This is a genomic window from Streptomyces mirabilis (genome assembly GCF_039503195.1).
In the GTDB taxonomy this organism is placed as follows: Bacteria; Actinomycetota; Actinomycetes; order Streptomycetales; family Streptomycetaceae; genus Streptomyces; species Streptomyces mirabilis_D.
On sequence record NZ_JBCJKP010000001.1, the window covers coordinates 9,874,320 to 9,897,156 of the forward strand.

17 protein-coding genes are annotated in these 22,837 nt (G+C 71.4%); 7 read left to right on the forward strand and 10 right to left on the reverse strand.

Annotated elements, in window-relative coordinates:
- Positions 1-53: 53 nt before the first annotated feature.
- A complete protein-coding gene (locus tag AAFF41_RS44925; RefSeq protein ID WP_054236564.1) occupies positions 54-269 on the reverse strand; it encodes a hypothetical protein in 216 nt (71 codons plus the stop codon).
- 669 nt (positions 270-938) lie between these two features.
- Here AAFF41_RS44925 and AAFF41_RS44930 point away from each other — a divergent pair.
- Positions 939-2,333, forward strand: a complete 1,395-nt coding sequence (locus tag AAFF41_RS44930) for a S1 family peptidase (protein ID WP_343325882.1) — start codon at positions 939-941, stop codon at positions 2,331-2,333.
- A 148-nt stretch (positions 2,334-2,481) separates the two neighbouring features.
- Here AAFF41_RS44930 and AAFF41_RS44935 read toward each other — a convergent pair whose 3' ends face one another.
- Positions 2,482-4,641, reverse strand: a complete 2,160-nt coding sequence (locus tag AAFF41_RS44935) for a SpoIIE family protein phosphatase (protein ID WP_319752231.1) — start codon at positions 4,639-4,641, stop codon at positions 2,482-2,484.
- A gap of 179 nt (positions 4,642-4,820) precedes the next feature.
- Here AAFF41_RS44935 and AAFF41_RS44940 point away from each other — a divergent pair, with 179 nt between their 5' ends.
- The 4 genes from AAFF41_RS44940 (at position 4,821) to AAFF41_RS44955 (ending at position 9,717) form a co-directional block, all read left to right on the forward strand.
- A complete protein-coding gene (locus AAFF41_RS44940; RefSeq protein WP_343325883.1) occupies positions 4,821-7,265 on the forward strand; it encodes a SpoIIE family protein phosphatase in 2,445 nt (814 codons plus the stop codon).
- 436 nt (positions 7,266-7,701) lie between these two features.
- Complete coding sequence (locus AAFF41_RS44945; RefSeq protein ID WP_319752233.1) at positions 7,702-7,917, forward strand: hypothetical protein; 216 nt, start codon at positions 7,702-7,704, stop codon at positions 7,915-7,917.
- Between the two features lie 93 nt (positions 7,918-8,010).
- A complete protein-coding gene (locus AAFF41_RS44950) occupies positions 8,011-9,189 on the forward strand; it encodes an acyltransferase family protein (RefSeq protein WP_319752234.1) in 1,179 nt (392 codons plus the stop codon).
- Between the two features lie 27 nt (positions 9,190-9,216).
- Positions 9,217-9,717 carry a metallophosphoesterase family protein gene (locus tag AAFF41_RS44955; protein ID WP_319752235.1) on the forward strand — a complete coding sequence of 167 codons (501 nt, stop codon included), beginning with the start codon at positions 9,217-9,219 and terminating at the stop codon, positions 9,715-9,717.
- A 5-nt stretch (positions 9,718-9,722) separates the two neighbouring features.
- Here the strand turns inward: AAFF41_RS44955 and AAFF41_RS44960 are convergent, their stop codons facing one another.
- The 7 genes from AAFF41_RS44960 to AAFF41_RS44990 all read right to left on the reverse strand — a co-directional run bounded on the left by AAFF41_RS44960 (position 9,723) and on the right by AAFF41_RS44990 (position 17,360).
- Positions 9,723-10,361 (reverse strand): SRPBCC family protein, encoded by a 639-nt coding sequence (locus AAFF41_RS44960; RefSeq protein WP_319752236.1) that lies wholly within the window; start codon positions 10,359-10,361, stop codon positions 9,723-9,725.
- Positions 10,345-11,505, reverse strand: coding sequence for an XdhC family protein (locus AAFF41_RS44965; protein WP_319752237.1), 1,161 nt, complete (start codon positions 11,503-11,505; stop codon positions 10,345-10,347). Before AAFF41_RS44965 ends, AAFF41_RS44960 begins: the two co-directional genes overlap by 17 nt.
- 33 nt (positions 11,506-11,538) lie before the next feature.
- Positions 11,539-12,651: a vWA domain-containing protein gene (locus AAFF41_RS44970; protein ID WP_319752317.1), complete on the reverse strand. Its 1,113-nt coding sequence runs from the start codon at positions 12,649-12,651 to the stop codon at positions 11,539-11,541.
- A 101-nt stretch (positions 12,652-12,752) separates the two neighbouring features.
- Positions 12,753-13,637, reverse strand: a complete 885-nt coding sequence (locus AAFF41_RS44975; protein WP_319752238.1) for an AAA family ATPase — start codon at positions 13,635-13,637, stop codon at positions 12,753-12,755.
- A gap of 5 nt (positions 13,638-13,642) precedes the next feature.
- Positions 13,643-14,494, reverse strand: a complete 852-nt coding sequence (locus AAFF41_RS44980) for an FAD binding domain-containing protein (RefSeq protein ID WP_319752239.1) — start codon at positions 14,492-14,494, stop codon at positions 13,643-13,645.
- The gene (locus AAFF41_RS44985) at positions 14,491-16,893 is read right to left on the reverse strand and encodes a xanthine dehydrogenase family protein molybdopterin-binding subunit (protein WP_343325884.1); all 2,403 of its coding nucleotides are present in this window, start codon (positions 16,891-16,893) and stop codon (positions 14,491-14,493) included. The genes AAFF41_RS44980 and AAFF41_RS44985 overlap by 4 nt, the downstream gene beginning before the upstream one ends.
- Positions 16,890-17,360: a (2Fe-2S)-binding protein gene (locus AAFF41_RS44990; protein ID WP_054236554.1), complete on the reverse strand. Its 471-nt coding sequence runs from the start codon at positions 17,358-17,360 to the stop codon at positions 16,890-16,892. The genes AAFF41_RS44985 and AAFF41_RS44990 overlap by 4 nt, the downstream gene beginning before the upstream one ends.
- 247 nt (positions 17,361-17,607) lie before the next feature.
- On the opposite strand from AAFF41_RS44990, the gene AAFF41_RS44995 reads away from it, so the two are divergent.
- Entirely contained in the window at positions 17,608-19,593 is a 1,986-nt protein-coding gene (locus AAFF41_RS44995) for a translation factor GTPase family protein (RefSeq protein WP_319752241.1), read from the forward strand.
- A gap of 116 nt (positions 19,594-19,709) precedes the next feature.
- Entirely contained in the window at positions 19,710-21,578 is a 1,869-nt protein-coding gene (locus AAFF41_RS45000; RefSeq protein WP_343325885.1) for a cellulase family glycosylhydrolase, read from the forward strand.
- On the opposite strand, the gene AAFF41_RS45005 is transcribed toward AAFF41_RS45000, so the two are convergent.
- On the reverse strand, positions 21,571-22,827 hold the full coding sequence (locus AAFF41_RS45005; protein WP_343325886.1) for a YncE family protein: 1,257 nt from the start codon (positions 22,825-22,827) through the stop codon (positions 21,571-21,573). The two genes, AAFF41_RS45000 and AAFF41_RS45005, sit on opposite strands and share 8 nt — an antisense overlap.
- Positions 22,828-22,837 lie beyond the last annotated feature (10 nt).

Consider the following 22,837-nt stretch of genomic DNA (forward strand, 5'->3'; position numbering starts at 1 on the left):
AGAAGTCCCGGAACCGGGGAGTGGTTCCGGGACTCAACGGCACTGAAACGCGATCAGAGACCGGCGACCAGGCCCGTGACCGGGGCGGTGTTGAGGCCGGTGACACCCTCGACGGTGCCGACGACCGTGTTGACCAGGCCGGACACCGGGGCAACACCGTCGACCAGGCCGGTGACGGTGCCGACGGCGTTCAGCGACAGACCGCCGGAGACGTTGTCGAGGTCGGCGTCCGAGATCTCGGCGGTGGCAACCTGGGGGGTGGAGTTCATGAGGGAACTTCCCTTCGTATGGATATTCATAAGGGGGAGAGCGGCCCCCCTCTGGGGACAGATGACGGCCGCCACCGCGGGGGTGCGGCACCCGATTCCGGGCGCTGTGCGGCACCCGTTCCCGGATCCCTGGCTGCGACCTCCGCGGTGCAACGGATCAAAGCACGCTCGCGGTGCGCGCATCCAATCAACCGGGGCTCTCACCTGCGAACTTGAGGGTGGCCAGGGCCCAACCGTGCAGGTGTGCGCACGTCTCGGCAGTCAGTTCTTCACATGCTGCACGGCATTGTTCCGTCCCCACGCTTGTCGCCCCGCGCTCGAAAGGGACAGTCCCACCGCAATGGCGCGGAGGGGGGCGCGCGAGTGTGCAGATCTGCTGTCCACCGTGACGCGCCTGCGTATTCGATGTGCAGATTCCCTGAAGCCGGGATTCCGTTCCCGCCGGAAGACGGACCGTTACCGATCGGTGGCGCACCGTGTCGGATCCGCCGCTCACTCGGTGTAATGGCCCGATTGCCTGGTATTTCCAGGGTTTGGTCAAGCCAACTCGGCTCTTTTTTAAACACAGTTGAACAGCCCCCGCGGCCCACGCGTATCAACAGGCATCCAGGCGCCCCCCAGTCAGCCGCCGGACGGTGGCCTCGACCCCGTCCCCAGGAGGTCAAAGAGTTGAGTCACAAAAGGATTCCCAAGCGCAAGGCCGCCATCGCTGTCGGAGGCGTCGCGGCGCTCGGAGCGGCGGCCCTGCTGCTGCCCCACGCCAACGCCTCGCAGACCGACGCGAAGGGCGCCGCTCCTAAGACGCTGAAGTCCGCGGACGCCTCGAACCTGGCCTCGCTCATCGCCTCCCAGCTCGGTGACGCCTTCGGCGGCGCGTACTGGGACGCCTCGAAGCAGCAGGTCATCGTCAATGTCGTCGGCAACAACAGCAATGTCGTCAACACCGTCGAGAAGGCCGGCGCCGTTCCCCGCAGCGTCAACAACAGCCTGTCCGCGCTCAAGACGGCTGCCAAGACACTGAAGTCCGACGCGACCATCCCCGGCACCGCCTGGTCGATCGACCCCAAGACGAACCAGGTCCAGGTCACCGCCGACAGCACCGTCACGGGTGCGAAGTGGGCGAAGCTGACGTCGACCGTCGACTCGCTCGGCTCCGGCGTGGCCGCGGTCAAGAAGTCCGCGGGTACGTTCAAGACGTTCGTGTCGGGCGGTGACGCCATCTTCGCCCAGGCGAACGGCGGCGGCGTCCGCTGCTCCCTCGGCTTCAACGTCACAGCGAGCGACGGCGCCCCCGCCTTCCTGACCGCCGGGCACTGCGGTGTCGCGGCCAAGCAGTGGTCGGACTCGCAGAACGGCCAGCCGATCGCGACCGTCGACCAGGCCACCTTCCCCGGCGCCGGCGACTTCTCGCTCGTGAAGTACGACGACCCCGCCACCCAGACGGTGAGCGAGGTGAACGAAGGCAACGGGAAGACCGTCCAGATCACTCAGGCGGCGGACGCCACGGTCGGTCAGCAGGTCCTCCGGATGGGCAGCACCACCGGTCTGCACGACGGCTCGGTCACCGGTCTCGACGCCACCGTCAACTTCCAGAGTGAAACCGTTCCCGGCGGTGTCGACACCGTCACCGGTCTCATACAGACCAACGTCTGCGCCGAGGCGGGCGACAGCGGCGGCTCCCTGTTCACCGCGGACGGCAGCGCGATCGGCCTGACCTCCGGCGGCAGCGGCGACTGCACCGCCGGCGGCGAGACCTTCTTCCAGCCCGTGACCGCCGCCCTCCAGGCGACCGGCGCGACGCTCGGCGCGGGTGGCGCCGCGGGTGCCGGCGGCGCGAGCGCCGCGGCGACCGACCCGGCGGCCACCGACCCGGCCGCGACCGATCCGGCCGCCACCGACCCCGCGGCCACCGATCCCGCGGCCACGGACCCGGCGGCGACCGACCCCGCGGCCACGGACCCGGCGGCCACCGACCCGGCCGCGGGCGGCCAGTCCGGGACCGGCAGCGGCCAGTCCAGCACCGGTATGGACGCCGGCTCCGGCCTGGTGACCAGCACCCCGTGACACCGGTGACCACGAGCCACTGACCCGGCCGTGCCTGCACGGTCCGGTCGGCAGTGGAAGGGTCCGGCCCTCCGGCGGGAGGGCCGGACCCCACCGCGTTTCCCCCGCCGCTCACGAGAGGGCCGGACGCCGAGGGTTCCGGTACCGCTCACTCGTGCGGACGCACCCGCAACAGAAGCAGCGCCACGTCGTCGAGCCGCTCCTGCGTCACCGCCCCGGTCTGCTCGACGAGACGGTCGGCCAGCGCGTTCAGCGACAGGTCACCGCCCTCGGCGAGTTTGCGACCGAGGTCGGCCAGGGCGTCCTCGATGTCCACGCCGGGCGACTCGATCAGACCGTCGGTGTACAGGACGAGGACCGAACCGGGGACGAGCGGCACCTCGGTCGTCGGATACGTGGCGGCCGCGTCGATCCCCAGCAGTGGCCCACCGGCCAGGTCGAGCACCCGGACCCGTCCGTCCGGCCGCAGCAGCAGCGGGGGCGGATGACCCGCGCGCGACATGACGGCCACCTCGCGCGCAGGGTCGAGACGCAGATAGAGACAGCTCGCGAACAGCTCGGCCCCCAGGTCGATCAGCAGCCGGTTGGTGCTGCGCATGACCTCCTCCGGCGGCTGACCGACGGTCGTGTACGCCCGTACGGCCGTGCGGATCTGCCCCATCAGGCCCGCCGCCGTCACGTTGTGCCCCTGCACGTCACCGATGACCGCGGCGGCCAGACCGTGCGAGGGCACCAGGTCGTAGAAGTCCCCGCCGATCTCCATCCCCTGAGTGGCCGGGAGATAGCGCGCGGCCGCCTCGATCGAGGGCAGCGCGGGCAACGAGTGCGGCAAGAGCGCGGCCTGCAGACCGTGCGCCAGCTGCAGCTTGGCGTCGTAGAGCAGGGCCCGCTCCAGGGCCTGCGCGATCAGACCGCAGAGGCTGGTCAGCACGGCACGCTCCTCCGCCGGGAAGATGTGAGGTTCCGCGTACCCGAGGACGCAGGTGCCCACCGGCCGTCCGGACGCGATCAGCGGCAGATACGCCCACGCCGCCATCCCGTCGGGCGTCGCGCTCCGGTCCGGGTAGAGGCGCTCCAGCTGCTGACGGGAGTCGAAGAACGTCGGCACCCCGGTCTTGAGGGCCTGGGTGCCCGGAGTCTGCGCGCTCAGTGGCACCCCGTGCCAGCGCTCCACGATGTGCGCGTCCGCGTACCCCCGGTGGCCGAGCACGTGCAGGCGGCCGGATCGCGAGCCGAGGACCACCAGGGCCTTGCTGCCGACGGCCGGCGCGATCTCGTCCGCCACCAGCTGCACCACGTCCTCGACCCCCGCCGCCTGGGTGAGCGCGCCGGCCAGGCTCAGCACCTGGCTGATGGTCACCAGGCGCGGGGTGGTGTCGTCCTCACCGTGCCGCGACTCGACACGCCCCATCTCGGCCACCGCCCGGGCCCGGGAGATGCGCACGCTCAGTCCGGTCGTACTCGGATAGAGCCGGAACGACAGCCAGTCGCCGGGCGGCCGCAGCGCGACGAACGACGTCACGTGCTGGCTGATCAGCGCGGCCCGGTAACGGTCCTCGTAGACGGGGTCGTTGAGCCAGGGCACCGACGCCCACAGCTGGGTGCCCAGCAGCTCGCTGACCGGGACGCCTAGCATGTCCGCCGTCGCGGCGTTGGCGAAACTGACCCGGCCGTTCAGGTCCAGGGCACACAGCCCGTACGGCAACCGCGCCACCATCCGCGCCGCCTCCAGCGTGCCGAGCGCGCCGGTGGCCGGAGCCGCGGACGGTGCCAACAGATCCGGCTCGGGATGGACCGGACGCCGCTCCGCCGCCGCCCGCTCCAGACGCAGCGCGAGCCGGGCGCAGGACGCGGTGAGATGGTCGCGCTCCCGGTCGGAGAGGTCCTGGGGATGCGAGCCGGGCCAGGTCACGAAGACGGCGCCGTACACGGTGCCCGCGGTCGCCACCGGGAGGGCGGCCAGCGCGAAGGGGTACGGCAGGACCACGGCGATCCGCGGGAAGCGGTGAGCCATCTCCTCCTCGCCACCGACCCAGACCAGCCGCCGCTCGCGCACCGCCACGGCGACCGGGATCGGCGCGTTGAGCCCCACCCGCTCCCACGGCGCCGCGAACGACCTGGGCATGCCCGCCATGACCGCCATCTCCAGCACGGCCTCACCCGGCGTCAGCAGGTACACCGCCCCGGAGTGTGCGTGGACCTCCTCCATCATCGAGGCCAGCGTCAGCGACAGCAGCGGCCGCCCGACCGGCGTCCGCCGACCCGCCGGCGCCTGTACGGACCCCTGCCAGTCGGACACGCCGACCACCTCCTCGCAGGGCCGCGCGACGGGACTCAGGGATCAAGGCTCTCTCGCGACGGCCCTTCCCGCACGGCGAACGCCACGCGCGGCACAGGATGCCGCTTGTGGGCTCCGCCGCAGGCCCGACGGCCCCGGAATGGTCGCAGGGGCTGCGCGAGCGTCCCGGAAGCGCTGTAATTGCGGACGTGGTCAGTGAGGGCGCTGCGGAACGCGGAAAGAGGACGTTGCGTGCCGAACTTGCCCTCAAGACGCCCACCCCGGACCTGGACCCGCGCGAGCGACAGCGCCGCGTGCTCGAACACGCACTCGTCTTCGCGGGCGCGAGCGTCGTCGCGGTGTACTCGCCCACCGAGAGCGGCGACGAGCTGTACCTGTCCGAGTCGGCAGGCGTCCCCAGGACGCTCTACGGCCTGCGTGACAGCTATGTCCTCACCGGCGGCTCCCCGGCGGTGGACGCGTACCGCTCGGGCCGACCGCTGTGGCTCGGCCCGGCGGAGATCGCCCGCTGCGCCGATGCCCGCAGGCTGCCGTCCCAGGACTTCTGGCTGGCCGTCCTGCCCCTGCCGGACGGCGGGTGCCTCGTGGCGGCCGGCGAGCGCCCGGGCGGCTTCGACGAGGAGGACCGGGAGTGCCTCGGCCTGATCGCCGAGGCCGCCGTCTCCCCCGCACCCGACTCACCGCGCGCCACCGCCGCCCGGCCCACCAGCTCGTTCGACCTCGCCATGGACACCGGACACCTCGAGGTCGACCGCGAGATGCTGGAGCTGTTCGGCCTCGACCCGGCCGAGTTCGACGGCAAGGTCGAGAGCCTGCTGTCGATGACGGTCCCCGAGGACCTGCCCACGCTGATGTCCGTGGTGGAGGCGGACCACATGTCCATCGGCGACCGCGAGCTGGAGTTCCGCATCCTCCAGCCCTCCGGAGAGCCGAAGTGGCTACGGCTGCGCGGCCGTCTCGTGCCCGGCGGAGAGGGGCGCCCGGCGCACCTCGTGGGCACCGTCGCCGACGCCTCCAAGCTGCGCTCCGGCGTCAGCGACGTGGCCCGCGTCCAGCGACTCGCCTCGACCCTCGCCACCGCGGGCACCGTCCGCGACGTCGGCCGGGCCGTGGTGGCCGCGCTGCGGCGCCCCCTGCGGGCCGACCGGATCGCCCTCGCCGAGCTGGAGGGCGACCGGCTCGTCGTCACCCTCCTCGACCCTCCCGAACCCGAAGCCTGGCCCGAGGTGTGGCGCTCCGAGTGGCGCTCGGAGTGGCCCGACGCGCCCGTACGCGCCATGCCCACGCTGGAGGCTGCCCTCATCGAGGGGCGCCCCGCCGTCTGGCCCGCCGGAGCAGCCCTGGAACCGGCGCTCGCCGACGTCGGCCCCGGCGGTCTCGCCATCCTGCCGCTGCCCGCAGGCGGCCGGATGGCGGGTGCCTGTCTGATCGGCTGGGACGACCCGCACGAGTTCGGCTCCGACGAGCGCGCGCTGCTCACCGCGTCCGCGGGCCTCGCGGGCCAGGCCCTGACACGCGCCCGCGCCTTCGACGCCGAACACGAGCTGGTCGGCATGCTCCAGCGCTCCCTGCTGCCGCGGCGCCTGCCCCGGATCCCCGGCGCGGTCGCCGTCGCCCGCTATCTGCCCACCACGGCGGGCCTGGAGGTCGGCGGCGACTGGTACGACGTCATCCCGCTGCCCGACAACCACGTCGCCCTCGTCATCGGCGACGTCCAGGGCCACAACGCCCAGGCCGCCACCCTGATGGGCCAGATGCGCACGGCCCTGCGCGCGTACGCCGTCGAGGGCCACCCCCCGGACGTCGTCGTGCAGCACGCCAACCGACTCCTCATGGACCTGGAGACCGACCTCTTCGTCACCTGCTGCTACGTCGACGTGGACCTGGAGGAGGGCACCGCCTGGTGCGTACGCGCCGGACACCATCCGCCCGTGCTGCGCCACCCGGACGGCACAACGGAGGTCACCGTGTCGGAGGGTGGACCACCACTGGGCGTCGTCACCCAGGCGGACTTCCCGATGATCCCGCTGCGACTCCAGCGCGGCACGGTCCTCGCCCTGACCACGGACGGTCTCGTCGAGTCCGCCGAGGTCGACATCGAGGACGGACTGAACCGACTGGCCGGCGAACTGACCGCGTCCGACCCCGCCCACCTCGGAGTGGTGGCCGACGGACTGCTCACGGGCGCCAACCGCAGCGACGACGTGGCCCTCCTCCTGCTGCGCTACGACGGTCTGGCCACCCGCCCGCTGCGGGAGAGCTGGACGGTGTGGCGCGTCCCGGAGGCGGTCCGGCACGCCCGCCGCTTCACCCGGCGCACCCTGCGCGCCTGGGGCGTGCCCGACGACAGCATGGACGGCGCGCTCCTCGTCGTCTCCGAACTCGTCACCAACGCCCTCGTGCACACCGACGGGCAGGTCAGACTCGACATCACCCTCATCAACCACCGCCTGCGGATCTCCGTCGCCGACACCTCACCCCGTACGCCCATCAAGCCCACCAGCATCGGCTGGGAGGCCACCGGCGGCCGCGGCATCCTCCTCGTCGAGGCCATGTCGGCGACCTGGGGCACCGTGCCGGTCAGCGGTGGCAAGCAGGTGTGGAGCGAAATCCCGCTGGACGCAGGGGGATAGGGTCGGTCACGAGGTGCTCCTGGGGGCGGGGGCCGGTTTACACACGGGGGCACTGCGCATGGTGAAGACGCCTGAGCGGATAGGTGAGGAAGCCGGCCTGGCCGCGCGGCGGCCGGCCGGGCCGGCACTCAACCCCTCCACCCCGCAGGACGTCCTGCTGCGGCTGCTCGCCGAGGGTCCGGCGGCGGTACGGATGGTGCTGTTGCCGGGACCGGGTCCTGCCCGACGCCGTCGTCGACGCGGTGATCGAGCACCCCGACACGTACACCCGGCGCGTGGGAGTGGCTGTCCGCCGACGCGCGAGCCGCCCTGTTGGCAGACTCCGACCGCGCCCCCCTCGCCACCCGGCCGAACTTCCCGACCGCCCGACTGGCCGCCTTCGCCGACCACGAGGTCAGGGCCCTGGCCGTGCGCGACCCCGAGACCGCCGGCCGTCGTGGAATGTCTCACCAGGGACCTGGACCCCGCCGTACGGGCCGCGGCGGTGGGCCGCCACCCGAACCTCCCGCGGCCCCGGCTGACGGAACTCCTCGACGACGAGGAACTGGCTCATCCGGCAGCCGCGAACCCGGCGTTGGACGGGGCGGAGATACGGCGGCTGGCGCGGACGCCCGGAGACCCGGCCGGGCCCTCCGTCGATACGCTGATCTGAGCGGTCCGGTCCGGTCGGCTGCTCCAGCCCATCGACTCCGAGGCGTACAGGCCGATGATCGGACGGTAGTTGAACATCGGCCGGGGACGACACGTGAGAAAGAGTATGGGAACCCCACTCGCCGTCTCCCCACCGCTGGAGCGGCCCGAAACGCGTGGTCGCGGTCAGGTGCTGGGCCTTGACGGGCTCCGCGGCCTGGCGGCGCTGTACGTGCTGCTCTTCCACTGCTGGCTTCTGACCATGCCGGGCTTTCCCGAGAACTCGGGTCCCGCCTGGCTGGGCTGGCTGATGTACGGGCGTCTCGCCGTGGTCTTCTTCCTGGTGCTGTCCGGCTTCTCCCTGGCCATCTCACCGGCGCGCAACGGTTGGCACCTGGGCGGCGTCTCCCGGTTCCTGCGGCGGCGCGCGTGGCGCATTCTGCCTCCCTACTGGGCGGCACTCGCGTTGAGCCTGGCGGTCGCCCGGTTCGTGGTGCCCGCCTCGCATTTCGGACCGCCGACCGGCACAACGATCCTGGTGTACGGCTTCGTGTTCCAGGACATGGTCACGGCTCCCACGCCGAACGGGGCCTTCTGGTCGATCGGCGTGGAGGCGGAGCTCTACCTGGTCTTCCCGCTCCTCCTGCTCGTCCGACGGCGGCTGGGCGCGGTCGTCCTGGTCGCGGGCGTGACAATCCTGGTGGTCGCGCGTGGCCTGCTGGCGCCGAACGCGTCCCCGGTGGAAGGCGTGAACTGGCTGGCCCCGAACCTCGCCCCCGTGTTCGTCGCGGGACTGGTGGGCGCGGGGATCGTCGTCGCGCCGGAGAAGGTCCGGCGGCTGCCGTGGCACTGGCTCGCCGCTCTGGCCGCCCTGCCGGTTGTGGCCCTTGTCGTCGGCAAGGGGTCGGCGTGGACGGTGGACCACTATTTCTGGATCGATCTCGCCGTGGCGCCCGCCATGACCATGATGATCGCGGCGGTTGCCACCGGCAGGCCCGCCGTCCTCATGCGGCTCCTGGCCACGCGTCCCATGCGCGGCCTCGGCGACTTCTCCTACAGCCTCTACCTGGTCCACCTGCCGATCGTCATGATCGTCTGCCGAAAGATGGCCCCACATTTCGTATCGCCGGGGCTACCCGCGTTCTGGTTCACGCTGACACTGGCACTGCCCGCCTCGGTGCTGGCAGCGTGGCTGTTCGCCAAGCTGTTCGAGCTGCCGTTCAAGCGGAACCGGTCATGGAAGTCCATGTTCCCGGCACGGCGCGCGCTGCCAGGACCGCACTCCTCGCGGTGAGACGACCGCACTCCTAGGGTGGGTGCCGTGCGTCTGCTCCTGATGTCCGACACCCACCTGCCCAAGCGGGCCAAGGCACTGCCCTCGCAGTTGATGGCCGAACTCCCGCACGCCGACGTCGTCGTCCACGCGGGCGACTGGGTGGACACCGCCACCCTCGACCTGCTGGAGGAGCGAGCACACAGGCTCGTCGGGGTGTACGGCAACAACGACGGCCCGGCCCTGCGCGCCCGCCTCCCCGAGGTCGCCCGCGTCGACCTGGACGGTCTGCGCCTCGGCGTCGTCCATGAGACCGGTGCCGCCCAGGGCCGCGAACGGCGTTGCGCCGAGCGCTACCCCGACCTCGACGTCCTGGTCTTCGGACACAGCCACATCCCCTGGGACACCACCACCGGGACGGGCCTGCGCCTGCTCAACCCGGGCTCCCCGACCGACCGCCGCCGCCAGCCGCACCACACCTACATGACCGCGACCGTGACCGAAGGACAGCTGACCGAGGTGACCCTGCACCGCGTCGACCCCGGCTGAGGCACTCAGGCGTGCCGGTGCCGTCGTATGCGCACGAAGACCAGCGCCAGTACGGCGGTGGCCACCGCGACCGCCACGCGTTTGGCGACCGGAGGCCCGGCGGTCCGCAACAGGTCGATCGGCTCGACCGGTTGAACCGGATGGACTGGTTGCGCCGCTTGGAATGGTTCTACCGACTCGGATGGCTCGGTCCGTTCGGTCGGTTCCCCGAGGCGCCGCGCCAGACACTCCGCGAACTGCCCGACCAGCTTGTCGCCCACCTCCGCCATGACGCCGCGACCGAACTGCGCCGGACGGCCCGTGACGGTCAGATCGGTCCGCACCGACACCGCCGTGCCGCCGTCGCGTTCGGCGAGCGTGCCCGTGACCGTGGCCCGTGCCGTGCCCTGACCGCGGGTCTCCTTGCCGTTCGCGATCAGTACCATCCGGTGCGCGGACTCGTCCTGTTCCTCGAAGACGGCGGTGCCCCGGTATGTCACCGTGATGGGCCCCACCTTGACCTTCACCGAACCGGTCACGGTCTTCCCGTCGTAGTCGTCCACCGTCGCCCCCGGCATGCACGGGGCGATCCGTTCGACGTCGAGGAGCGCCCGCCAGGCGTCGTCGACGGGAACGGGGACGGTGAACTCATGATGCAGTTCCATGCTGCTCTCCTCCAGACGTATCGACGGACCCGGCAGGCGCAACGACGGGACCGGGATGGATCGCCCCGCCCGTCGCCGTCAGCGGCGCCCCGCTGCCGCCCCACCGCAGTGCGACGATCTCCGCGGCGACGGACACGGCCACCTCCTCCGGGGTACGGGCTCCGAGGTCGAGCCCGACCGGCGAGCGCAGCCGGGACAGTTCGTCCCCCGACAGACCGGCGTCGATGAGCCGTTTCCTGCGGTCGTCGTGGGTACGACGGCTGCCCATCGCCCCGATGTACGCGGCCGGGCGGCGCAGTGCCTCCTCCAGCAGGGGCACGTCGAACTTCGGGTCGTGGGTCAGGACGCAGATCACCGTGCGCGCGTCGGTCGTCGTACCCCGCAGATAGCGGTGCGGCCAGTCCACGACGACCTCCACACCCGCCGGGAATCGTTTCGCGGTGGCGAAGACCGGGCGCGCGTCGCACACCGTGACCCGGTAGCCGAGGAAGTCCCCGATGCGGGCCACCGCCGCCGCGTAGTCGATCGCGCCGAAGACGAGCATGCGCGGGGGCGGCGCGAAGGAATGGAGGAAGACGGTCACGGCGTCCTCGCGGCGCTCGCCGTGCGGCCCGTAGTGCCGCCGGATCGTGGCGCCCTGGGCCAGTTCACCGCGGGCGTCGGCGGTGACCGCCACGTCCAGACCGGTCGAGCCCAGCGAACCGGCCACCTCGTCCGGCCACACCGCGAGCGTGGCCCCGAGCGGCGCCGGTCCCTCGATCACCGTCGCCACCGTCACGGGCCGGCCGGCGGCCACCGAGTCGGCCACCGCGGCGAAGGAGGGGTCCTCGGCGGGCGTCACCCGGCGGATGAGCAGGGTGATCTCGCCGCCGCAGGTGAGGCCCACGGCGAACGCGTCCTCGTCGCTGTACCCGAAGGTCTCCAGGCGGGCCTCGCCGGTCGCCACCACCTCCTGGGCCAGCTCGTACACCGCGCCCTCGACACAGCCACCGGACACACTGCCCACGACCTCGTCGCCGGGCCCCACGGCCATGGCGGCTCCCGGGTCCCGGGGCGCGCTGCGGCTGACCGTGACCACCGTGGCGAGCCCGAAGGGGGCGCCCGCCGCGTACCAGCGCTCCAGCGCCGGGAGGATCTCACGCATCGCTCGCTCCGCTCACCACAGGGTGCGTCCCACTCAAGAGTCCGCTCCTCTCACCACCGCCGCCAGCCGCTCCAGCGCGGCCGGACTGTGTCCCTCGACGAACGCGTCCACGCTCGGCAGCGCCGCGGCCATCCCACCGGCGAGGGGCGCGTACCCGGGTCGGGCCTTGCGCGGATTCGCCCAGATCACCCGGTGCGCGAGCCGGTGCAGGCGGCGCATCTGCTCCGCGAGCAGGGCCGGATCGCCACGCTCCCAGCCGTCGGACAGCACGACGACCACCGCGCCGCGCGCCATGCCCCGCCGCCCCCACCGGTCCAGGAAGCCGCGCAGCATCTCACCCAACCGGGTGCCGCCACGCCAGTCCGGAACCGCCGCCGCGAGCGCGGCCATGGCCGTGTCGGGATCCCGGTGCTCCAGTTCACGGGTCACCCGGGTCAGCCGGGTACCGATCGTGAAGACCTCCGTGCGGGTGCCCCGTGCGGCCCCACCGGTGCGGGGGCCGTGGAGGGCCGCGTGCGCGAAACGCAGCAGCGCGTCCGCGTACGGCCCCATCGAGCCGCTCACGTCCACGAGCAGCACCACCCGGCGCGGCCGGTCCGCTCGCGCCCGGTGCCGCAGCCGCGCCGGCTCCCCGCCGCCGCGCAGCAACTCCCGTACCGTGCGCCGCGGATCGACGGCGCCCCGTCGGGCCGGATGCCGCCGCGCGGTGCGCCGGGCCTCGCCGCGCAGGGTGAACGCGGCCCGCAGCCGCCGCAGCTGGTGGCGTTCGTCGGCGGTCAGCTCGGCGAAGTCCCGGTGGCGCAGTACGTCGGTGGAGTCGGCCAGCACGGCCACGGGTACGGCGTCCTCGGCCCGCGCCGCGGGGCGGGGCACCGTACCGGCGCCGCGCAGGACCGTCCGGGTCCGTGGCGGGGGAGCGGACCGGGCAGGGGCGCCGCCGGGCCGGCCGCCGAAGTACGCCGCGAAGACCCGCTCGTAGCGCTCCAGGTCGTCCTGGCTCCCGCACAGGGTGAGACGGCCCGCCCAGTACACGTCCGAGCGCGCACCGGGATCGAGCGTGTCGAGCGCGCCCAGGAAGGCCTGTACGCGGTCGGGCGAGGCATCGACGCCCGCGGCGCGCAACGCACGGGCGAACCCGACGACCACGGCGGACGCGTCGACGGCGCGCGCTTGTCCTACCTCGTCCCCGCCGTCCTTGCCCTCCCCGCGGCTCCGGCCGTCTCCGCCGTCCCGGCCGATCACGCCGCTCACGTCCCCCGTGCCGCGAGGATCGCCGCCAGATCCAGCCCCCGTGCCCGCTCGGTGTCCTCCCGGTACTTCAGCACCGAGCCCAGGGTCGCCACCGCCAGCTCCGCGTCCACCTCGCTCGCCCCCAGCGCGTCCAGGGCCTCCGCCCAGTCGATGGTCTCCGCGACCCCGGGCGGCTTGACCAGGTCCTCGGCGCGCAGGGCCTGTGCGAGTGCGGTCACCTGCTCGGCCAGCCGTTCCGTGACCCGCGGCAACCGCCTCCGTACGATGGCGAGTTCACGGGCGAACCCGGGATGGTCGAACCAGTGGTAGAGGCACCTTCGCTTCAGCGCGTCGTGCACTTCGCGCGTCCGGTTCGAGGTCAGCACCACGACGGGCGGCAGCTGCGCCCGCAGGGTGCCCAGTTCCGGAATGGTGATCGTGTACTCGGACAGCAGCTCCAGCAGGAACGCCTCGAACTCGTCGTCCGCGCGGTCGATCTCGTCGACCAGGAGCACCGACGGCTGGGTCTCCAGCGCCCGCAGCAGTGGACGCGTGACGAGGAACCGCCGGTCGTACAGCTCCCCTTCGAGCCGGTCGGCATCCGTCACGCCCGCCGCCTCGGCCGCCCGCAGGTGCAGCAGCTGACGCGGGAAGTCCCAGTCGTACAGGGCCTGGGAGGCGTCGATGCCCTCGTAGCACTGGAGCCGGATCAGCGGAGCGTCCATCGCCTCGGCCAGGGCGGACGCGAGCGCGGTCTTGCCCACGCCCGCGTCGCCCTCGCAGAACAGCGGCCGGTGCAGCCGCAGCGCCAGGTAGCAGGCCACGGCCAGCCCGTCGTCGACGAGATACCCCGTCTTCTCCAGGCGGGCCCGCACCTCCGCCGGACCGCTCACCTCGTGCATGGGTGCTACTCCAGGGCGGCCAGCACCGCGCGTCGGGTGAGCACCCGGGCCAGGTGCGCGCGGTACTCGGGTGAGCCCGAGGGATCGGACGAGGGGTGCGTGCCCTCCGCCGCCGCCTCGGCGGCCCGTGCCACCGCGGCCGGTTCGGCGTCGGCGCCGGTGAGCGCCGCCTCGGTGGACGTGGCCCGCAGGGGCGTGGAGCCCATGTTGGTGAGCCCGATCCGGGACTCGGCGAGGTGTCCGTCGTCCCGCCGGACGAGCGCCGCCACGCCGACCACCGCCCAGGCCTGCGCGACCCGCTGGAACTTCTCGTAGTGGAAGCCCCAGCCCTCGGTCGACGGGATCTCCACCCCCACCAGCAGTTCGTCCGGGCGCAGCGCCGTCTGCAGATAGTCGAGGAAGAACTCGCGGGCCGGGATCGCGCGCCGCCCCTGCGGTCCCACCGCGATCAGGGTCGCGTCGAGCGCGAGGACCACGGCGGGCAGGTCACCGGCCGGATCGGCGTGTGCGAGCGAACCGCCGAGGGTGCCGCGATGGCGTACGGCGGGATCGGCGACCGTGGCGGTGGCCGCCGCCAGGAGTCCGGCGTGCCGGCGCACCAGCGGATCGCGGATGACGTCGTGGTGCGAGGTCATCGCGCCGATGACCAGCGTGCCGGCGTCCTCGCGGATCCCGCGCAGCTCGGGGATCCGGCCGACGTCGACGACCAGTTCGGGGAAGGCGAGCCGCAGCCGGAGCAGGGGCAGCAGACTCTGTCCGCCGGCCAGCACCTTCGCGTCCTCGCCCGCGTCCGCGAGCGTGCGCACGGCCTCGTCGACGCTCGCGGGCCGCGTGTAGTCGAATGCGGGGGGAATCATGCCGACGCCTCCTCACCGGAGCGGGCGGACCCGTCGGCCGCCCGAGCGGACCGAAGGGCTTCCCAGACCCGTTGTGGCGTGCAGGGCATCCTCACCTCGGTCACTCCGAGCGGGCGCAGCGCGTCCACGATCGCGTTGACGACGGCGGGCGTGGAGGCGATGGTCCCCGACTCTCCGACTCCCTTGGAACCCAGGGGGTTCGATGTCGCCGGTGTCTCCGTCCGGTCCGTCACGAACTCGGGCAGGTCGGCCGCCGAGGGCACGAGGTAGTCGGCCATCGTGCCCGAGACGAGGTTGCCCTCGTCGTCGTACACGGCCTCCTCGTACAGCGCCTGCGCGATGCCCTGCGCGACCCCGCCGTGCACCTGTCCCTCGACGATCATCGGGTTGATGACGCTGCCGACGTCGTCGACGCACACGTACGAGCGGATGGTGGTCCGTCCGGTCTCGGTGTCGACCTCGACCGCGCACAGGTGGGTGCCGTGCGGGTAGGAGAAGTTGTCCGGGTCGACCAGGTGCTCGGCGTTGATGGTGGGCTCCATGCCGGCGGGCAGGTCGTGCGAGGAGAACGTCTCGAAGGCGACCTCCTGGATGGTCTTGCGCGCCTCGGGCGAGCCCTTCACGGAGAACACGCCGTGCGTGAACTCCAGGTCGTGCTCGCTCGCCTCCAGCAGGTGCGCGGCCACCTTCCGTGCCTTCTCCACCACCTTGCGCGCAGCGTGGTGCACCGCGGACCCGCCCACGACGAGCGAGCGGGAGCCGTAGGTGTCCATGCCCTGGGGCGCCGCCCTGGTGTCGCCGTGCACCACCTCGATGTCCTCGAAGGGCACCCCGAGCACATCGGCGGCGATCTGGCTCCAGCAGGTCACATGACCCTGCCCGTGCGGGCTGGTGCCGGTGACCACCTCGACCTTGCCGGTGGGCAGCATGCGGATGCTCGCCGCCTCCCAGCCCCCCGCCGCGTACCGCAGGTCGCGCAGCACCCGGCTGGGCGCGAGCCCGCACATCTCGGTGTACGTGGACACACCGATGCCCAGGCGTACCAAGTCGCCGCGCCGGTTGCGGTCCGCCTGCTCGGCGCGCAGCTTGTCGTATCCGAAGAGGGCGAGCGCCTTGTCCGTGGCGGCCTCGTAGTTGCCGCTGTCGTAGGTCAGACCCGCGATGGACGTGTGAGGGAACTCCTCGTGCCTGATCCAGTTGAGCCGCCTCAACTCGACGGGATCCAGGTCGAGTTCGACGGCCAGCTCGTCCATGATCCGTTCGATGGCGTACGTCGCCTCGGGGCGCCCCGCGCCGCGGTAGGCGTCGGTCGGCGTCCTGGTCGTGAAGACGCCGGTGCACGTGAAGTCGTACGCGTCCATCTTGTAGATCGCCGGGTACATGAAGGCGCCCAGGATCGGGATGCCCGGGGTGACGAGCATCAGATAGGCGCCCATGTCGGCGAGGAGGTCGACCTTGAGGCCGAGCAGCCTGCCCTCGCTGGTGGCGGCGATCTCGATGTCCTGGATCATGCCGCGGCCGTGGTGGGTCGCGAGGTAGCCCTCGGAGCGCGACTCGGTCCACTTCACGGGCCGTCCGAGCCGCCGGGCGACGGTCAGGGCGAGGGCCTCCTCGCCGTACACCTGGAGCTTGGAGCCGAAGCCGCCGCCGACGTCGGGGGCGATCACGCGCAGTTTGTGCTCGGGGATGCCGGTGACGACGGCGAGCATGATCCGCAGGATGTGCGGGATCTGCGTGGCCGAGTAGACGGTGTACTCGCCGGAGGCGGCGAGCGGGGTGACGACGACGGCGCGCGGCTCCATCGCGTTGGGGATCAGGCGCTGCTGGACGTAGCGGCGCTTCAGGACGACGTCCGCGCGCTCCCGCACGGACCGGTAGTCCGCACCGGTCGCCAGCGGCCAGACGTAGCAGCGGTTGGTGCCCTTGTCGGAGTGGACCAGGGGGGCGTCCTCGGCGAGGGCGGCCTCCAGGTCGAGCACCGGGGGCAGGGGCGTGTAGTCGACCTCGACGGCCTCCAGGGCGTCGGCGGCGGCGTACCGGTCGCGGGCCACGACGACGGCCACCGGGTCTCCCGCGTACCGGACCTCGTCGACCGCGATCGGCGGGTGGTCGGGCAGCACGATGTCCTCGGTGACCGGCCAGGCGCAGGGGAGTGAGCCGAGGCCCTCGGCGAGGTCCTGGCCGGTGAACGCGGCGACCACGCCGGGGCGCTCGCGGGCAGGTGCGACATCGATCCGGTCGATCCGGGCGTGTGCCATGGGGCTGCGCAGGATGGCCAGGTGGAGCAGTCCGTTGACGTCGATGTTGTCGGTCCAGGTGGTCTGCCCGGTGACCAGACGGGCGTCCTCCTTGCGCGGCCGGGAGCGGCCGACCTCGGGTTCGACGATCTGGTCCGTCACGGCGAGACCTCCTGTCGGGAGGCGGCGAGGACCGCGCGCACGATGTTCTGGTAGCCGGTGCACCGGCAGAGGTTGCCCTCCAGGGCCTCGCGTACCTCCTGCGGGCCCGGGGCCGGGTTCTCGCGCAGCAGATCGCGGGCCGCCATGATCATCCCGGGGGTGCAGTAGCCGCACTGGAGCGCGTGCCGCTCGTGGAACGCCTTCTGGAGCGCGTGCCACTCCCCGTCGTGCGCCAGCCCCTGGATGGTGGTCACTTCGCTCCCGTCCGCCTGGACGGCGAGGACGGAGCAGCTCTTGACGGTCTCCCCGTCCAGGTCGACCGTGCAGGCCCCGCAGTTCGACGTGTCACAGCCGATCGGGGTGCCGGTCAGACCCAGGTGGTCGCGCAGATAGTGGACCAGGAGAAGGCGGGGTTCGACCTCGTCCTCGTACGTGGTGCCGTCCACCTTCACCGAAATGCGGGTCATGTGCCCTCCCAGAGAGCCAGGTGAGGGGTATCAGCCATTTTACGTGGTGTGCGTCACTCTAGGGCCGGGCGGGGAGGGCGGCGAGTGCTGCGGCGGGGATTTGTTGAGCGTTAATCCGTTGCTGCCGGGCGAGGCCGCCTGCTGCACTGACCGGGACGCGTCCACCGAGATCAGGGAGCAGCAATGCGCACACCGTTCATGTCCACCCAGGAAGGAATCACTCCCACATCAAAGGACATGACACCCGGTGCATATGCTCAACCTGGGAATCCTGGCGCACGTAGACGCCGGTAAGACAAGCCTGACCGAGCGGCTGCTGCACTCGGTCGGAGTCATCGACGAGATCGGCAGCGTCGACGGCGGGAACACCCAGACCGACTCCCTCGCGCTGGAGCGGCAGCGCGGTATCACGATCAAGTCCGCCGTGGTCTCCTTCGCGGTCGACGACGTGACCGTCAACCTGATCGACACCCCAGGACACCCGGACTTCATCGCCGAGGTGGAGCGCGTGCTGAGCGTGCTCGACGGCGCCGTGCTGGTGATCTCCGCCGTGGAGGGCGTGCAGGCGCAGACCCGTGTGCTGATGCGGACGCTCCGGCGGCTGCGCATCCCCACGCTCGTCTTCGTCAACAAGATCGACCGCGGCGGGGCGTGCTGCGAGCGCGTGCTCGACGCCGTCGCGGCGCGGCTCACCCCGGCGATCGTCCCCCTGGGCGAGGTCCGGGCGCAGGGCACGCGCGACGCGCGCTTCGGCCTGTTCGACGAGGCGCGGCTCGGCGCCCCGTTGCTCGACCTGCTCTCCGAGCACGACGACGCGCTGCTCGCCGCGTACGTCGAGGGCCGGGTGTCGTACGACCTGATCCGCGCCGCTCTGGTGCGGCAGACCGGGCAGGCCCTGGTGCATCCGGTGTTCTTCGGCTCGGCCGTGACGGGCGCGGGGGTGGACGAACTGATCGCGGGGATCAGGGAGTTGCTGCCGCGCGCCGAGGCCGATGTCGACGGTCCGGTCTCGGGCAGCGTCTTCAAGGTCGAGCGCGGGCCCGCCGGGGAGAAGATCGCCTACGCGCGGATGTTCTCCGGGACGCTGCGGACGCGCGACCGGCTGCCTCTGGGCGACGGCGAGGAGGGCAGGGTCACCGCGATCAGCGTCTTCGACCGGGGTGCGGCGGTGCGCGAGCAGTCCGTGGCGGCGGGGCGGATCGGCAAGCTCTGGGGCCTCGCGGACATCCGGATCGGCGACACCATCGGCGTACCGCGGAAGTCGTCGGCCGGCGAGCACCACTTCTCGCCCCCGACCCTCGAAACCGTCGTCGAACCCTGCCGTCCGGCCGACAAGGGCGCACTGCACGGCGCCCTCACCCAATTGGCCGAGCAGGACCCCCTGATCGATCTGCGCCAGGACGAGACGCGCAAGGAGATCTCCGTCTCGCTCTACGGAGAGGTGCAGAAAGAGGTCATCCAGGCGACTCTGGCCGATGAGTTCGGCATCGACGTCCTGTTCCGCGAGACGACACCCCTGTGCATCGAGCGGCCCCTCGGCAGCGGCGCGGCGGTCGAGTTCATCAAGAAGGGCCTCAATCCCTTTCTCGCGACCGTCGGCCTGCGTGTCGATCCGGCCCCGGTCGGCTCCGGGGTGGAGTTCCGGCTGGAGGTCGAGCTCGGAGCGATGCCGTACGCGTTCTTCAAGGCGGTCGAGGACACCGTGAAGGAGACCCTCACGCAGGGAATCCACGGCTGGCAGGTGGCGGACTGCACGGTCACCATGACCCACTCCGGCTATTGGCCCCGGCAGAGCCACGCCCACCAGGGCTTCGACAAGAGCATGTCCAGCACGGGCGCCGACTTCCGGGGCCTCACCCCCCTGGTGGTGATGGACGCGCTGCGGGCGGCGGGCACCCAGGTGTACGAGCCGATGCACCGCTTCAGGCTGGAGGCCCCGGCGGACACGCTGGGCGCGGTGCTGCCGGTGCTGGCGAAACAGGGAGCCGTCGCGGGGACCACCGAGCTACGGGGTGCTTCGTGCGTGCTGGAGGGCCGGATCCCGGTCGCCCGGGTCCATGGGCTGGAGCGGCAGCTCCCGGGGCTGACGCGGGGCGAGGGCGAGCTGGAAAGCGCCTTCGACCACTACGCACCGGTCCTGCGGGGCGCGGTCCCCGACCGCCCGCGCACCGACCTCAACCCGTTGGACCGGAAGGAGTACCTGCTGAACGTGACGCGGCGGGTCGGCGCCTGAGCCCGCACACGGCGACACGGCTCCCCAAAAGATCTCCAGATGATCTTCAGAACCTGAAACTTACTCTGGAGTCAGAAGTATTGACGCCTTCTTGCGCACCCGCGAATGTTGTGGACATGTCGAAGTTACGTGCGCGTCTGCTCGGCGTCCTCGTGCTCCTCACCGGCTTCCTCTCGGCGGTGGGCGCCCAGCCCGCCGCCGCGGACGGACTCCCCGACTCCCTGTGGTTCGACGCGCCGGCGGCGGCCACTCTCACGGTCGACAAGGGCCGCTTCCTCGACGGACTCGGCCGCGAGGTCGTCCTGCGCGGGTACAACGTCTCCGGCGAGACGAAGCTCGAAGAGAACAGCGGTCTGCCCTTCGCCTCGGTCGCCGACGCCAAGAAGTCCGCGACGGCCCTGCGGGTCCTCGGCGGCGGCAACTCCGTGCGCTTCCTGCTCTCCTGGGCCCACGCCGAACCCGTACGCGGCCAGGTCGACTCCGCCTACCTCGCCGCCGTCACCGACCAGATACGCGCCTTCCTCGACGCCGGAATCCGCGTGTATCCCGACTTCCACCAGGACCTCTACTCCCGCTACCTCTTCAACTCGGGCAGCTGGTACACCGGCGACGGAGCCCCCAAGTGGGCCGTGGACGCCGGACACTACCCGAGCGAGTCCTGCGGGATCTGCATCTTCTGGGGGCAGAACATCACCCAGAACGCGGCCGTGAAGCAGGCACAGTACGACTTCTGGCACAACGCGTACGGCGTCCAGGACGCCTTCCTCACCACGGCCCAGGCCACCATGACCTACGTCAGACAGCACCTCACCACGGCCCAGTTCGCGGGCCTCGTCGGCTTCGACCCGTTCAACGAGCCCTACGCGGGCACCTACGACTCCGGACAGACCAGCCGCACCTGGGAGCGGGACCTGCTCTGGCCGTTCTATGTGAAGTTCCGGGCCCGGATGGACGCGGCCGGCTGGCAGGACAAGCCCGCCTTCGTCGAGGCCAACCTCTTCTGGAACTCCAACATCGACTCCCAGAAGCAGGAGGGCGGCCTGCTCGACGCGGGAACCCTCGGCCCGCGCTATGCCTTCAACACCCACTTCTACGACCAGAAGGCCATCTCGGGCATCCTCATGTGGGGCAATGCCGCGGACGGCCAGTACGCCACCGACTTCGGGACGGTCCGCGACCGCGCCTCGGCCGCGGGGACGACGGCGATCGTCAGCGAGTTCGGCCATCCGCTGTCGGGAACGGTCTCCGGCAAGGCCCCGACCGTCGACAAGGCGATGTACCAGGCCCTCGACTCCCGCCTTCCGGGAGCCACTTGGTGGACCAAACCGGCGTCCTCCGGCCCGGTGCTCTCCGGAAACCAGTGGCAGTGGGACATCTACAGCGGCCGCCATCACGAGCTGATGAACGGCAACGCGAGCAAGGTCCTCACCTCCGGCGACGCCTGGAACGACGAGGACCTCTCGGCCGTACGCCTCGACGACTCCGGAACGGCCGTCCTCCGTCAGGACGCCCACCTGCTCGACCGGCTCTATCCGAGTGCGACCTCGGGCAGCACGGTCGCCTTCACCTACGAGGACCGCTCCCGGGACGGCTCCACCACCCTGACCTGGAACCCGGTTCCGTCGTCCCTGCCGCACGTCTCCCAGCTAGTGGGATCGGGCCAGTACGGGCTGCTCCTGTGGCGCTCGGACGGCGGCAGCGCACCCACCGAACTCCATCTCCCGGCGTCCTTCCCGACCGTGTCCACGACGGTGGTCTCCGACCTCGGGGCGACGATCTCCCCGCCCGCCTACACCACGACCACCCCGATCGCCGTGGCCCCCGAGCCGGGCGGCACCGGCAGTCGCCGACTGCTGCTCACCGCACCGGACTCGGGGACCCTGCACTACGCGCTGGTCACGAACGGGGCGACCGCCCCGACCGCCGAACTGCTGAGCGCGGCCCGTTCCGAACTGAGCTCATGGGCCGCGTCGACGGTCAACTAGTCGAAGGGCCGGTCCAGTTCGCCTCCACATGGCCGAGGCGAACACGCTGGGGGTGGTCGCCGACCGGCACCGACACCGTCTTCTGCCCCGTGGCGAAGTCGATGGCGGTGACCTGGTCGGCGCCGCTCTCGGAGACGATGCAGTCCTTGCCGTCACCGCTCACGGTCGCCCAGTACGGCTTCGAGGCGGTGATGAGCGGGCCCTCCTGGAGGGTGGCCCGGTCGACTACGGTCGCATAGTCGTCCATCGTTCCGGCGACGCACAGTTTCGTGCCGGACGGGTTCATCGAAATGCCGTGGTGGCGCGAGTCGTTGACCCAGGTGGTGCGGTCGGTGCTGGTCGCGGGGTTCATCGGCAGGGTCTTCACCCGGGTGATCCGGTCGGAGGCCACGTCGTACTCCAGGAAGCCGTTGAAGAACGACACCTGGAAGTACAGCTTGGACTCGTCGGGGCTGAAGACGGCGGGCCGGACCGCGTCGGAGAAGTCCTTGAGACCGATCGCGTCCAGCCGCTGCCGCATGTCGATCACCTTGACCTGCTTGTAGGTGGTCGCGTCGACGACGGTGATGTGCCGGTCGCCCTTCGTCCAGTCCAGCCACGGGTCGTCGAGTGAGGTGTTCACATCGCCGATGGCCATGTTCCAGATGTACTTGCCGTCCCGCGTGAAGATGTTCTCGTGCGGCTTGTCGCCGGTGGCGAAGGAGCCCAACTGCTTGCCCGTGTTGATGTCGAGCACGTGCACGGTGTTCGCGGTCGACGCGGAGACCGCGACACGGGTGCCGTCGGGGGAGACGGCCATGTGGTCGGATCGGTAACCGGACACGGCGAAACGCCAGTTGATGTGCCCGGTCGCCAGGTCGATCGAGACGACATCGGCGAAGCTCGGGCGGGAGACGACCACCGACTTGGCGTCGGGCGTCGAGTACATGTCGTCGACGAACTGGTCGTGGCCCTCGCCGACACCGTTGCGGATGGCCTGGAAGTAGATCCACTTGATCGGATCGGCGTTGATCTCCGCCATCCGCGCGTCCTTGTCCGGGACGACGTTGATCCGGCCGACCTTCGCGAAGTCGCCGGTGGACTTGATGACGTCCGCGGTGCCGTCCCAGTTGTTTCCCACGAACATCACTTCGCGCAGATCGGTCGCGGCGGCCTGCGCGGAGGCCGCGGTCGCTGTACCGCCGAGGGTGAAGGTGAGGGCGACGGCGGCGGCGAGCGTACAGAGGTGTCTGGGTCTGAGGGCAGACATGGTGGTCCCT